14 protein-coding genes are annotated in these 12,504 nt (G+C 71.4%); 4 read left to right on the forward strand and 10 right to left on the reverse strand.

The annotated features are described in order from the left end of the window. Window position 1: 1 nt before the first annotated feature. The 8 genes from AB0D85_RS16815 to AB0D85_RS16850 all read right to left on the reverse strand — a co-directional run bounded on the left by AB0D85_RS16815 (window position 2) and on the right by AB0D85_RS16850 (window position 8,454). Window positions 2–1,585 carry a FadD3 family acyl-CoA ligase gene (locus AB0D85_RS16815; RefSeq protein ID WP_362320129.1) on the reverse strand — a complete coding sequence of 528 codons (1,584 nt, stop codon included), beginning with the start codon at window positions 1,583–1,585 and terminating at the stop codon, window positions 2–4. A 13-nt stretch (window positions 1,586–1,598) separates the two neighbouring features. Continuing rightward, window positions 1,599–2,747, reverse strand: a complete 1,149-nt coding sequence (locus AB0D85_RS16820; RefSeq protein WP_362320131.1) for an acyl-CoA dehydrogenase family protein — start codon at window positions 2,745–2,747, stop codon at window positions 1,599–1,601. Next, window positions 2,744–3,709, reverse strand: coding sequence for an acyl-CoA dehydrogenase family protein (locus AB0D85_RS16825; RefSeq protein ID WP_362320134.1), 966 nt, complete (start codon window positions 3,707–3,709; stop codon window positions 2,744–2,746). The genes AB0D85_RS16820 and AB0D85_RS16825 overlap by 4 nt, the downstream gene beginning before the upstream one ends. Before the next feature lie 2 nt (window positions 3,710–3,711). Further along, on the reverse strand, window positions 3,712–4,512 hold the full coding sequence (locus AB0D85_RS16830; RefSeq protein ID WP_362320138.1) for an enoyl-CoA hydratase/isomerase family protein: 801 nt from the start codon (window positions 4,510–4,512) through the stop codon (window positions 3,712–3,714). Between the two features lie 107 nt (window positions 4,513–4,619). Next, window positions 4,620–5,387: an FCD domain-containing protein gene (locus AB0D85_RS16835; RefSeq protein WP_362320142.1), complete on the reverse strand. Its 768-nt coding sequence runs from the start codon at window positions 5,385–5,387 to the stop codon at window positions 4,620–4,622. Between the two features lie 66 nt (window positions 5,388–5,453). Continuing rightward, window positions 5,454–6,221, reverse strand: coding sequence for an SDR family NAD(P)-dependent oxidoreductase (locus AB0D85_RS16840; protein ID WP_362320145.1), 768 nt, complete (start codon window positions 6,219–6,221; stop codon window positions 5,454–5,456). A gap of 10 nt (window positions 6,222–6,231) precedes the next feature. After that, window positions 6,232–7,395: an acyl-CoA dehydrogenase family protein gene (locus tag AB0D85_RS16845; RefSeq protein ID WP_362320148.1), complete on the reverse strand. Its 1,164-nt coding sequence runs from the start codon at window positions 7,393–7,395 to the stop codon at window positions 6,232–6,234. Between the two features lie 201 nt (window positions 7,396–7,596). After that, window positions 7,597–8,454 (reverse strand): TetR/AcrR family transcriptional regulator, encoded by an 858-nt coding sequence (locus tag AB0D85_RS16850; protein ID WP_362320151.1) that lies wholly within the window; start codon window positions 8,452–8,454, stop codon window positions 7,597–7,599. A 167-nt stretch (window positions 8,455–8,621) separates the two neighbouring features. On the opposite strand from AB0D85_RS16850, the gene AB0D85_RS16855 reads away from it, so the two are divergent. From AB0D85_RS16855 to AB0D85_RS16865, 3 genes are read left to right on the forward strand one after another with little or no spacing between them, the layout of a single operon-like run. Then, on the forward strand, window positions 8,622–9,476 hold the full coding sequence (locus AB0D85_RS16855; protein ID WP_362320154.1) for an acyl-CoA dehydrogenase family protein: 855 nt from the start codon (window positions 8,622–8,624) through the stop codon (window positions 9,474–9,476). Continuing rightward, the gene (locus AB0D85_RS16860; RefSeq protein ID WP_362320157.1) at window positions 9,473–10,630 is read left to right on the forward strand and encodes an acyl-CoA dehydrogenase family protein; all 1,158 of its coding nucleotides are present in this window, start codon (window positions 9,473–9,475) and stop codon (window positions 10,628–10,630) included. Before AB0D85_RS16855 ends, AB0D85_RS16860 begins: the two co-directional genes overlap by 4 nt. A 12-nt stretch (window positions 10,631–10,642) precedes the next feature. Then, window positions 10,643–11,434, forward strand: coding sequence for an enoyl-CoA hydratase (locus AB0D85_RS16865; RefSeq protein ID WP_362320160.1), 792 nt, complete (start codon window positions 10,643–10,645; stop codon window positions 11,432–11,434). 200 nt (window positions 11,435–11,634) lie between these two features. Here the strand turns inward: AB0D85_RS16865 and AB0D85_RS16870 are convergent, their stop codons facing one another. After that, entirely contained in the window at window positions 11,635–11,883 is a 249-nt protein-coding gene (locus tag AB0D85_RS16870; RefSeq protein ID WP_362320164.1) for a hypothetical protein, read from the reverse strand. Between the two features lie 19 nt (window positions 11,884–11,902). Continuing rightward, window positions 11,903–12,121 (reverse strand): hypothetical protein, encoded by a 219-nt coding sequence (locus tag AB0D85_RS16875; RefSeq protein ID WP_362320167.1) that lies wholly within the window; start codon window positions 12,119–12,121, stop codon window positions 11,903–11,905. 158 nt (window positions 12,122–12,279) lie between these two features. On the opposite strand from AB0D85_RS16875, the gene AB0D85_RS16880 reads away from it, so the two are divergent. Then, complete coding sequence (locus AB0D85_RS16880; protein ID WP_362320170.1) at window positions 12,280–12,471, forward strand: hypothetical protein; 192 nt, start codon at window positions 12,280–12,282, stop codon at window positions 12,469–12,471. The last annotated feature ends 33 nt before the right edge of the window (window positions 12,472–12,504 follow it).

Genomic DNA, 12,504 nt, shown 5'->3' on the forward strand with positions numbered 1-12,504 from the left:
CTCAGTGCTCTCCGAGCAGGGCGCGCAGCTCGTGCTTGAGGACCTTCTGGCTCGCGTTGCGCGGGAGTCCGTCCACGAAGCGGACCCGGCGGGGGACCTTGAAGTTGGCCATGTGCTCCCTGGCCCAGGCGATGACCTCACGCTCGGTGGTGTCCGCCCCGGGCCTCGGCACGACGAACGCGCAGCCGACCTCGCCGAGCCGTTCGTCGGGGACACCGACCACCGCGACCTGCGCGATCGCCTCGCAGCCCAGCAGCAGCTTCTCGATCTCGGCGGGGTAGGCGTTGAAGCCGCCGACGATGAACATCTCCTTCTTGCGGTCGACCACGGCCAGGTTGCCGTCCGCGTCGAGCCGGCCGATGTCACCGGTGTGCAGCCAGCCCTCGGGGTCGATGGCGGCGGCGGTGGCCCCGGGGTCGTCCCAGTAGCCGCGGGTGACGTTGTAGCCGCGCACCAGGATCTCCCCGTCCGCGCCGGGCCGGACGGCCCCTCCGGTGTCGTCGGCGATCCGGACCTCGACGTCGGGGATGGACCGGCCGGTGGTGCGGGCCACCGTCTCCTCCGGGTCACCGACGCGGGTGCTGGTCACCAGCGCGCTCGACTCGGTCAGCCCGTAGGCGCTGAGCACGATGTCGAAGGTCAGCTCCTTCTTCATGGCACGGATCAGCGCCTCGGGGATCGTGGTGCCGCCCGTCATGGACACCCGCAGGGACGAGAGGTCGTACGCGCTCCGGTCGGGGTGGTTGAGGAGGTCGTGGAAGATGGTGGGCGGGCCGAGGAGGATGCTGACCCGCTCCTCCGCGATGATCCGCAGGGCCCGTCCCGCGTCGAACACGGCCATGGGGATCACCGTCACTCCGTGCATCAGGGAGGCGAGCCAGCCCGCCTTGTAGCCGAAGCAGTGGAAGAACGGCGGGATCACCAGGAACGTGTCGGAGGCCTCGAAGGTGTACTCCGTGGACATCCAGCCGTACGCGCGCAGGGACTGCCCGTGGGTGAGCGTCACGCCCTTGGGGTGGCCGGTGGTGCCCGAGGTGAACATCACGTCGGACAGGTCGTCCGGGGCGACCCGGTCGATCGAGGCGTGCGCCGCCGAGGGCGCGGTCCCGGCTCCCGCGTCGAGGAACTCCTGCCAGCCCAGGGTGGCCTCCGACGGCGGCCCGAGGAGCGATACGGCCGTGGCCAGGGCGGGCAGTCCGGGATCGGCCCGGCACAGGTCGGCGATGTAGTCCGTGCCGAGGAAGGAGGCGGCCGCGAAGAGGGCCCTGGCACCGGACTTGCGCAGGATGTAGGAGATCTCCTGCGCCTTGAAACGGGTGTTCAGGGGGACGACCACACCTCCCGCGCCCTGGATGCCGAGGGCCGCGACGATCCACTCCGCGCAGTTCGGCGCGCACAGGCCCACCCGGTCGCCGGGACCGATGCCCAGCGCGAGCGCCCCGCGCACCGCCTGGACCATCCGCTCCTCCAGCTCACGGAAGGTCAGGCGCACCGCGCCGTCGACGAGGGCCGGGGCATCGCCGAACCGACGCGCGGCGACCCGGATCACGTTCGGGATGCTGAGGAACTCCTGGTCGTGTCGCATCGGCGGGCTCCGTTCAGACGCGGTCGTCGGCCGGCAGGCGCAGCAGCCGCTTGGCGATGATGTTGCGCTGGATCTGGGACGTCCCGCCGTAGACGGACGCGGCCCGGGAGTAGAGGTAGTCGGCGAAGACCTCGCCGCCCTCCGTGCGGAGTTCGTCCGGGAACACCAACAGGGCCGTCTCGTAGAGCCGTTGCTCGGCATGGGTCATCAACAGCTTGTCGACGGACGAGTCCGGCCCGGCGGCCCGGCCGGCGAGCCGCTGTGCGGTACGGCGCCGGGCGTGCGCGACGAGGACCTGGTAATCGACGACACACCGGCCGATCTGCGTGAGGAGGCCGTCGGGCAGGCTCTCGCGGCGCTCGTGCGCGGTGCGGCGCAGCCGCTCGACGAGCAGCCCGTACTTCGACAGGTGCCCGGTGTCGAGCGCGTTGCGTTCGTACGACACCGTCGTCATCGCCAACGGCCAGCCGTCGCCCTCCGCGCCGACCCGCTCGGACTCCTCAAGGCGGACGTCGTCGAGGAACAGCTCGCAGAACTCCTCGTCGCCGTTGGCCGCGCGCAGCGGGCGTACGGTCACGCCGGGACGGTCGAGCGGCAGCACGAACGCCGAGATCGAGGTGTGCGCGGGCGCGGTGCGGTCGGTGCGGGCCAGGAGGAGACAGAGGGAGGAGTACTGGGCGTAACTCGTCCACAGTTTCTGCCCGTTGACGAGGTACCCGCCGTCGGGCTGCCGCTCCGCGCGAGTGCTCATACCGGCCAGGTCCGATCCCGCGCCCGGCTCGCTGAAGCCCTGGCACCAGACGTCGTCGCCGGAGAGCATGCGCGGCAGCAGCCGGCGGCGCTGCTTCTCGTCGCCGAACTCCAGTAGGGCGTGGGCGAGATAGCCGATCCGGGGCACACCGGGGGCGCCGCGTGCGCCCAACTCGTCGCTGACGGCGACCTGGTGGAGCGGAGTCAGGCCACGGCCGCCGTACTCCTCGGGCACGTCGAGGCCGACCCAGCCGCCGGAGTGCAGGATGCGGTGCCAGCGGTGCAGGAATTCGGGGACCGGTTCGTCCGGGCGCCGCTCGGGCAGGGGATGGGCGGCCAGCCAGGCGCGGAAGTCCCGCCGCAGCCGTTCCAGGTCCGCCGGGTCGCCGAAGTCGAGGGGGCCGTCGGTCATCGGGTCGCCTCCGGTGCGGCGAGGGCGGGCAGCAGGTCGGCGGTGGTCGCCAGCACGGTGGCGCCCACGAGAACCCTGCGGAGGTACAGATGGGCCGTGTGCTCCCAGGTCTGGGCGATACCGCCGAACACCTGCATCCCGGCGTACACCGCCTCGACGGCCGAGGTGTTGACCTCCGCCTTGGCCACGCGGGCCGCCACCAGCGCCCGGTCGGGCGGCTCGTGGTCCAGGCACCAGGCCGCGTACCGGGTGGCGCTGGTGCAGGCCTCGACCAGGACGGTCGCGTCGGCGAGCAGATGCTGGACGGCCTGGAAGGAGCCGATGGGGCGACCGTACTGCCGGCGGTCGCGGGCGTACTCCACGCTCCGTTCGACGAACTCGCCTGCCGCGCCCACCAGTTCACTCGCCACGAGCACCAGTGCGTATGCCTCCCAGCGCTGCCGGTCCTGCGCGGTGAGCCGGCCGACGGGCGCGCCGACGGCGGAAGCCCGACGCACACCGCGCAGCAGGTCCACGGTCGGTGCGGGCGCGCCGAGTTCGGCGCGGGTCACGGTCCCCTCGGGGCCGACGTACAGCGCTGCCTCGGCTCCGTCGCAGTCCCAGGCACGGAGATCGACCGGGTCCGGGCCGGGAAGGCGGAGGTCGCCGGCGAGGGCGACCGTGAGCCGTGTGCCGGGCTCGTCCGTACCGAGGAGCCGCAGCAGCTCCGGGGCCAGCAGGACGGTGCCGAGCAGCGAGCTGGTCAGCGGCAGGCGGCCGTGCTCCTCGGCCAGCAGTCCGCACTCCTGGACGGTGGCGGCGGGCGGGGTGGCACGGCGGAGCTCGGCGAGTCCGAGCCCGTCGAGGGCCTCCTGCGCCGCCGCCCGGGTCTTGGCCGTGATGTCGTCGGCCGAGCCGACGGCGTGATGGCTCGCGAACGTGCGGACCATGTCCCGGACCAGCGTGAACTCCTCGGGCTGCACGCTCAGTCCTCCTCGGGTGCGGTCGGGCGCCGACGGGCCCTGGACGCGAGGTCCTCGACGATGCGGATGTGGTCCGGGCTGGTCATCGTGGACCGCTCCGCGAGGAGCGCCGCCTCCATGCCGCCGCGCGAGACCTGCTCGACCACCGCCGCCAGCGCCGCCTTCGTCGCGCGCAGCGCCTCCGCGGGCTGCGCGGCCAGCCGGTGCGCCAGCGCGAGGGCCTCGGGCATCAGGTCCGCGGCGGGCACGACCCGGTTGGCGAGGCCGAGTCCGACCGCGGTGGCGGCGGGGATACGGTCCCCGGTGAACAGGTACTCCTTCACCCGGAGCAGGCTCGTCAGCAGCGGCCACAGGGTCACCCCGCCGTCGCCCGCCACCAGGCCGACCGAGATGTGCGGGTCGGCGAGGTAGGCGTCCTCGGCCATCAGGACGAGGTCGCAGCCGAGGGCCAGGGAGCAACCCAGCCCGACCGCGGGGCCGTTGACGGCCGCGATGACGGGCAGCGGGAAGCGGATCATCTCCGTCTGGATGGTCCGGTCGAGCCGGATGGAGCGCTCGCGCAGTTCGGGATCGACATGATGGCGGCGCAGATGGTCGAAGTCGCCGCCCGCGCTGAACGCCCGGCCCGCGCCGGTCAGGACGACGGCCCGCGCCTTGGGGTCGTCGGCGAGCTCGCGCCACACCTCGGACAGCCTGCGGTGCAGTTCCTCGGAGACGCCGTTGAGGCGCTCGGGACGGTTCAGGGTGACGATACGGACGTCGCCGTCGGCGGCCACGGTCAGTGCGGGACTCACCTCGCTCATGGCAGCGATGTTATGGAAGGTCAGGCCGTAACTGTCAATGGTGTTGCGCGAAAATGAGAATGAGATTCTCGCGTGGCGTGGATGCGCCCAGGTCCGCGCGGGGTCCGTCAGCCTTCGGTGTCCGTCAGTTCCACGCGCTCCCGCGCGTCCACCTCCGCCGCCGCCCGCGCGAACCCGCACACGTGCCGGGACATCCGCCGCATCGCCGCCGCCTCGTCGCCGGAACGGATCGCGTCGGTGATCCGGGTGTGCGCCCGCGCGGTGACCTCCCGGGTGCCGGCCGCCGTGAACGGCTCCAGGTTCGTGGCCGCGTGGATCGACTGCGAGAGCGCGCTCATGAACCCGATGAGCAGCTCGTTGTCGCCCGCCCGCGCCACCGCGTTGTGCCAGCGCACGTTCGCCCGCAGGAAGCGCTGGGCGTCGTCCCCGGCCTCCTTCAACTCAGCGTTCGCCGCGTCCAGTTCGGCGAGGTCGTGGTCCGTCCGCCGCCTCGCGGCCAGTGCGGCGCAGGCGGGCTCGATCGCCTCCCGGGTCTCGTGCAGCGCCTCCAGCCGGATCCGCTGGCCGCGGATCACCAACCGCACGGTGTTCGCCAGGGATTCCCGCCCGGGCCGGTGCACGAAGGCCCCGCCGCCGCGCCCCGGCCTGATCTCCACGAGCCGCTCGACCTCCAGGATCCGCAGCGCCTCGCGTACGGTGGCCCGGCTCAGCCCCGTCTGCTCGACCAGCTGGCGCTCCGGCGGCAGCGCCGTGCCCTCGCCGATCTCCCCGGACAGGATCCGCTCGCGGACCTCCGCCGCCAGGACGTCCGACGCCTTGGGCACGGTCAGCGTGGCGAAGCTCGGGGTGCGGGGGGAGGGCTCGGCGCTGGGCACGGGTTCAGGCCTCTCGTCGGACGTCCGTTTCGGCTGAACCATTCAACACAGGGACGTCCGGGGCTGTCACATCACCGTGCCTCCGTCGACCGGCAGCACCTGACCGGTGATGAAGGAAGCCGCGTCGGAGGCGAGGAAGACGAACGCCCCGGCGACCTCCGCCGGTTCCGCCCACCGCCCGAGCGGGATCCGGGCGAGCATCTGGGCGGCGAACTTCTCGTTCGTCCGGATGGTCTCCGTCATCGGGGTCGCGGCCAGCGGGGCGAGGGCGTTCACGAGGATGTTCCTGCGGGCCAGTTCGCGTGCCAGCGACTTGGTGAGGCCGATGATGCCGGCCTTGGCGGCGGAGTAGTTGACCTGTCCGAGCGTGCCGACGATCCCGGCGGACGAGGTGACGTTGATGATGCGGCCGCGCCCGTCGTCCGGGAGGTGGGGCAGCGCGGCCTGGGCGCAGTGGAAGGTGCCCAGGACGTGGATGTCCAGCAGCCGCCGGAAGGCTTCCTCCTCCAGTTTGCCGAACATGGCCGGCGCGGTGACCCCGGCGTTGTTGACCAGGATGTGCAGGGTGCCGCCGGCGAGCGCGGCGGCGCGGGACACCGCCGCGTCGGCGCTCGCCCGGTCGGTCACGTCGAGTGCGGTACTGTCGGCGGTCAGTCCGGCGGCGGAGATCTTCCCGGCGACGGCCGCCGCGGCCGCCTCGTCGACGTCGGTCACGAGCACCGCCGCCCCGGCCCGGGCCAGTGCCTCGGCCACCGCCGAGCCGATACCGCCCGCGGCACCGGTCACCAGCGCCGAGCGTCCCGTGAGGTCGAACAGATCCGTACGGTCGGTCATCCCCAACTCCTCAGTAGCTCCTGGGCAGTCCCAGCGTGTGCGAGCCCAGATAGTTCAGGACCATCTCCTGGCTGACGGGCGCGATCCGCATCAACCGCGCCTCGCGGAAGTAGCGGGCGACCGGGTACTCCTCGGAGTAGCCCATGCCGCCGTGTGTCTGCAGCGCCCGGTCCGCCGCGGTGAAACCGGCGTCCGCGCAAAGGTACTTGGCGGTGTTCGCCTCGCGGCCGCAAGGCCGGCCGTGGTCGTAGAGCCAGGTCGCCTTGCGCAGCACCAGCTCGGCCGCGTCGAGCCGGGCGAGGGAGTCGGCGAGCGGGAACTGGATCCCCTGGTTCATGCCGATCGGCCTGCCGAAGACCTCCCGCTCCTTCCCGTACTGCACCGCCCGGTCCAGGGACACCCGGCCGATGCCGAGCGCCTCGGCGGCGATCAGCATCCGCTCCGGGTTGAGGCCGTCGAGGAGGTAGCGGAAGCCCTGGCCCTCCTCGCCGACCCGGTCGGCGACCGGGACGCGCAGCTCGTCGATGAACAGCTCGTTCGACGTGACGGCGTTGCGGCCCATCTTCGGGATCGGGCGGATGTCGACATGGTCGCGGTCGAGATCGGTGAGGAACAGCGTCATGCCGTCTGTGCGCTTCTCGACCTCGTCGACCTTGGAGGTGCGCGTCAGCAGCAGGATCTTCTCGGACTCCATCGCCTTGGAGATCCACACCTTGCGGCCGCTGACGACGTAGTGGTTGCCGTCCCGGCGGGCGTACGTCGTGATGCGCGACGTGTCCAGACCCGCGCCCGGTTCGGTCACACCGAAGCAGACGTGCAGGTCACCGTCCGCGATCCGGGGCAGCGTGCGCCGCTTGAGTTCCTCGGCGCCGTGCACGACGACGGGATGCATGCCGAAGATCGACATATGGATGGCGCTGGCCGCGTTCATCCCGCCGCAGCGGGCGACCTCTTCCAGGAGCAGGGTCGCCTCGGTGATGCCGAGGCCGTGGCCGCCGTACGCCTCCGGGATCGTCAGGCCCAGCCAGCCGCCACCCGCGACGGCGTCGTAGAACTCCTGGGGGAATTCATGATCACGGTCCTTCTCCATCCAGTACCGGTCGTCGAAGTCGCGCAGGAGGCCGGTCACGGCCTTGCGGATCGTTTCCTGGTCCTCGGTCAGCTCAAAGTCCACGGCGGGGAACCCCTCTGCCGGCGGCTGATAGCGGAACATATCAAAGGTCAGACCGAAGTATCCGTCAAGCCCTTGCATCCCGAAGGCCGTACAACCTCAAGGCCCCACTCCGATGGGGGAGATGGCGGGGAGCCGTTGGCCGCCGGACGGCGAAGGGCCTCCACGGAACCGGCCGTGGAGGCCCTTCGCCGGACGGCGGGGTCACGCCTGGGAGCGGGTCGCCTTCGTGGCGGCGGCCTTCTTCGCCGGAGCGGCCTTCTTCGTGGTGGCCGCCCGCTTCTGCGGCGCCGCCGTGGCCTTCTTCGCCGGGGCCGTCCTGCGTGTCGCGGCGGTCGCCTTCGTCGCGGGCGCGTCCGCTGCCGGTGCGGTCGCGGCCGGGCCCTGCGCGGTGCCGGGCCCGGTGAGTCCGCCCAGGCAGAACGCCCACACCTCCTCGGCCGTGATGGGGGAGGGATGTGCCCCGACCGGTGCCGCGGGGGCCTGGGCCGTGAACATCGCCGTCTGCATGATCAGGGACGCGGTGCGCCGGGGCTTCGCGGCCACCGCCTGTCCGGCCCCGACCGCCTCCTCCACCAGCTCCGTGAAGTAGGCGAGCAGGGGCAGGTGGGCGGTGGCCACCTGGTCCGGGTGGGTGACCAGCAGCTGGATCGCGAAGTCGGTGAAGAGCGGGGACTGCTGGCCCTTGCGGGGTGTGGAGGAGGCGTACAGCAGGTCGACCGCGATCTTCAGCCGCTCCAGCGGGTCCCGCCCCGCGGCGGACTTCTCCCGGATCTCGGCGGCCGAGGTGGAGAGGGCGTCCTCGAAGAGGGCGAGCAGCAGCTCGTGTTTGCCGTCGAAGTGCTGGTAGAAGCTGCGCAACGACTGCCGGGAGCGCTCCACGACCTCCTGCACGGTGAAGTCGGTGGTGCCCTTGTCGGCGATCAGCTCCTGGGCGGCGTCGAGGAACCGCTGGACGCGCTGTTCGGCGCGCAGCTTCGCGGCCCGGGTGGAGCGCTCGACGGCGCGCTGTCGCCAGGCGGGCTCGGGGGTCTCGACCGGTTCTGCGGGGACGGCACTCATGGGTAGAACGGTACTCCACGCATGTGAAAAGAGAGGGTACTCCCCCTACCGAATCGCACTCTGTAGGAAACAAGAGCATTACTTTCATGTAGCGAGAATGCTATTCTCGCCCGACCCGGGCTCGCGCCCGGTGTGCGGCCACCGGTACGGACAGGGCGGAGGCAGGCGTGGAGTTCGAACTCGACGAGGACCAACAGCTGCTGCGGCGCACGGTGCGCGAGACGGTCGCCAAGGTCCGCGGCCGGCCCGAGGAGCAGCAGTGGAGCACTTACCGGCGGCTCGGCTGGCTGGAGGCGCCTCCGCTGGAACTCGCCCTCATCCTGGAGGAGTTGGGCTACGCCGCCGACCCGACCCCGTTCCTGGCCACCGCCACCTGGTTCGCCCCGCTGACCGGCCGCCTCCCCGAGGGCAGCGGCACGGCGGTCTTCGACGGCACCGGGCGGTACGTCCTGGACGCCGACCGGGCCGACGAGGTCGCTCTGCTCACCCCGGACGGCGTGGTCGTCGTACCCGGAGCCGAGCTGGCGGCGCGCCGGGTCCCCGTGCTCGACCCGAACCTGCACGTGGCGGAGGTCGAGGCCGGGGCCCTCGCCGAGGGCGTGCCCGACCTGGCGCTGACGGGGCTCGCGGCCACCGCGGTCGGCGCCTGCCGCCGGATCCTCGACCTGACCCTGGACCATGTGCAGCGGCGGGTGCAGTTCGGCCGCCCGCTCGGCTCCTTCCAGGCCGTCAAGCACAAGGCCGCCGACATGTATGTGGCGATCGAACGCGCCCGTGCCCTCACCCACTTCTCCGCCCTGACCATCGCCGAGGAGGACCCGCGGCGTACCCGGGCCGCCCACATGGCCAAGGCCGCGGCGGGGGAGTGCCAGCGACTGGTCTTCCGGCACGGGCTGCAGCTCTTCGGCGCCATGGGCTTCACCTGGGAGAACGAGCTCCAGTACCACCTGAAACGAGCCCAGGCCTGCGACCTGCTCCTCGGCACCGCGGCCGCGCATCGGAAGGCACTGCTGGCCCCATGAGACTCGCCGACGATCCCGAAGTGGCGGACTTCCGCGCCGAGTTCTCCGCCTTCCTGGACGCTAACCTGCCCGCCGAGCACGAGGCGCGGGACCGCTCCCGCTCCAGCGCCCACGTCCCCGACTGGGCACGCCGCTGGCAGCGCACCCTGTTCGACGCGGGCTGGCTGCTGCCCGGCCAGCCCGCGGAGTACGGCGGCCGCGGTGCCACGCTGCCGCAACAGCTCGCGCATCTGGAGGAGTTGGCCCGCCGCCGGATCTACCACAGCTTCAACCCGCAGGGCCTCGGCATCATCGCCGCGTCCCTGATCACCTTCGGCACCGAGGAGCAGAAGCGCCGCTGGGCGGTGCCGATCCTGCGCGCCGAGACCACCGCGGCCCTCGGCATGAGCGAGCCGGAAGCAGGCTCGGACCTGGCCTCCCTGCGCACCCGGGCGGTGCTGGACGGCGACACCTTCACCGTCAACGGCCAGAAGATCTGGACCTCCGGCGCCCACGACGCCGACGTCCTCCTCGCCTTCGTCCGCACGGATCCCGACGCACCCAAGCACAAGGGCATCAGCGCCCTGCTGATCCCCACGGCCACCGAGGGCGTCGTACGGCGTCCCTTCGGCTCGATGGCCGCCGAGGACGACCTCGACTTCAACGAGGTGTTCCTCACCGACGTCCGGGTGCCGCGGGAGAACCTCGTCGGGCCGCTGAACGAGGGCTGGCGGGTGGCCAACGGCTCCCTGGGGCACGAACGCACCCTGCTGTGGCTGTCGTTCGCCGAACGTCTGGAGGACCTGGTGCACGACGCCGCCGACGTCGGCGCAGGCCAGGACTGGTACGCCACGCTCCTGATGGACCTCCAGGCGCTACGGCTGCTCGGCTACCGGCAACTCGGCCCGGACCGCAAGGACTCCGAGCTCTCCGTGCTGAAACTGCTCGGCTCCGAGGCCGTCCAGTCCGCCTCCCTGCACGCCCTGGAGGCCCACGGCGCCGACGCCCTGCCGCACCCCGCGCGCACCGGGCCGTACCACCACATGAACAACGAGGCCTTCATCTCCAGCTGGTTCGAGCGGTACGCGCGCAGTTTCGCCGGCACCATCGCGGGCGGCACCAGTGAGATCCAGCGCAACATCGTCGCCGAGCGCATCCTCGGCCTGCCGCGATAGAGGACACCCGCCATGGACCAGATCCTGTACGACGCCGAGGACGGCATCGCGACGATCACCCTCAACCGCCCCGAGGCCGCGAACGCCCAGACCATGGCCCTCCTCGACGACCTGGACGCCGCCTGGACCCGTGCGGCCCGGGACGAGGAGGTCCGGGTCGTCGTGCTGCGCGCCAACGGCCGGCACTTCTCCGCCGGCCACGACCTGAAGGACCGCTGGCCCGGACCCGGCGAGATCACCCTGGAGTGGATCTACGACGCCGAGACCCGCCGGTACCTCGAGTACTCGCTGAAGTGGCGCAACATCCCGAAGCCCACCATCGCGGCGGTGCAGGGCAAGTGCATCGCGGCCGGGCTGATGCTGTGCTGGCCGTGCGACCTGATCGTGGCCGCGGAGAACGCCGAGTTCTCCGACCCGGTGGTCCACATGGGCATCGGCGGGGTCGAGTACCACGGCCACACCTGGGAGCTGGGACCCCGCAAGGCCAAGGAGATCCTCTTCACCGGCCGCCCCCTGACCGCGCACGAGGCCGAACAGGTCGGCATGGTCAACAAGGTCGTCCCGCTCGCCGAACTCGGCACCGCGACGGACGAGTTGGCGCGGCGCATCGCACAGATGCCGCCCTTCGGCCTCCGCCAGGCCAAGCGCGCCGTGAACCAGACCCTCGACGTTCAGGGCTTCTACGCCGCCCTCCAGTCGGTCTTCGACATCCACCAGACCGGTCACGGCAACGCCCTGAGCGTGGACGGCTATCCGATCCTGACCCGGCTGGACGAGATGAAGGACCGCCTGAAGCGGGGCTGAGGCGCTCCAGGAGTCCCCGGCTTCGACGAGCGGCCCGGCTTGTCGGCCACGGCATCAGGTCAGCCGCGGTGCCACCTCGGCCGTGACCGGCAGCCACAGGGTGCAGGCGGTGAGTCCTGCCTCGGCGAGCTGCCGGAGGTCGTCGACGACGCTCGCCGCGGGGACACCGGGGGGAGTGAGGAACGCGGCCGAGGCGAGCGTCAGGCGGTCGGCGTTCTCGATTCCGGCGAGGTCACGCAGGCGGCGCCGGACATCGGTGACCTCCGCGGCGTCGACGCCGGTGCCGTACCAGCCGTCGCCGAACCGCCGGCCGTGACCGGAGGCACTCCCAGGTGCGCGGCGCGCAGAGTCGTGAACGGCCCGTCGAAGTCCGCGGGCCGCCGGGCCCACAGGGCCTTGGCGGCGGCGAGGTGGTCGTCGGTGCGCGCACCGCGTTCACGGGCAGGCACACCGACGGCATCGAACTCGTCAGGATTCCAGCGCGACGAGTACGGACGTCAGCAGCCGCAGGCGCGTCGTCGCCCCGGCGACGGCCGACAGCAGAACAAGCGGGTCCGTGTCGAGGCCGAATCCGCTGTCCAGCAGACGGTTGCCGACCGCAACGTCGTCGAAGCGCGAGACGCCGAGGCGCAGCAGGGACATGCGGTTGCCTTTCGGTGGCAGGCCGATGGCCGACACGACGGTCACCGGGGCCCCGCAGCAACGCGCTGTGCAACTCGAACAGCGCGTCGGTCCGCATGGTCGGACACACGTAAAATTCCGCTCGAAAGCGTGACACTTTCGTTCCGCGTCGACTGAACTACGAAAAGGGCCAATCAAGTTCGAAATGCGTTCGACGCCGGACCGTGGGCGTCATCGAATTTGGTTCGATCGATGTATATGGCCTGTGTTCGATAGGTTCAGATTCGGCCTTTTCGGTGGGTTCGGATTCGGCCTTCCGTGAGTTTGGCCGGCGTTCCGCCCGCTGGGCGCGCGTGACGGGAATTCATCTGTGGGTGTTCGAGGTGAAGTTCGTGGGGATAGTTTTTGGTGGTTGAGCTGTGGGCGCGTGTTCCAGGTGCGATGGTGGG

Source organism: Streptomyces sp. NPDC048277 (assembly GCF_040652235.1).
Taxonomy (GTDB): Bacteria; Actinomycetota; Actinomycetes; order Streptomycetales; family Streptomycetaceae; genus Streptomyces.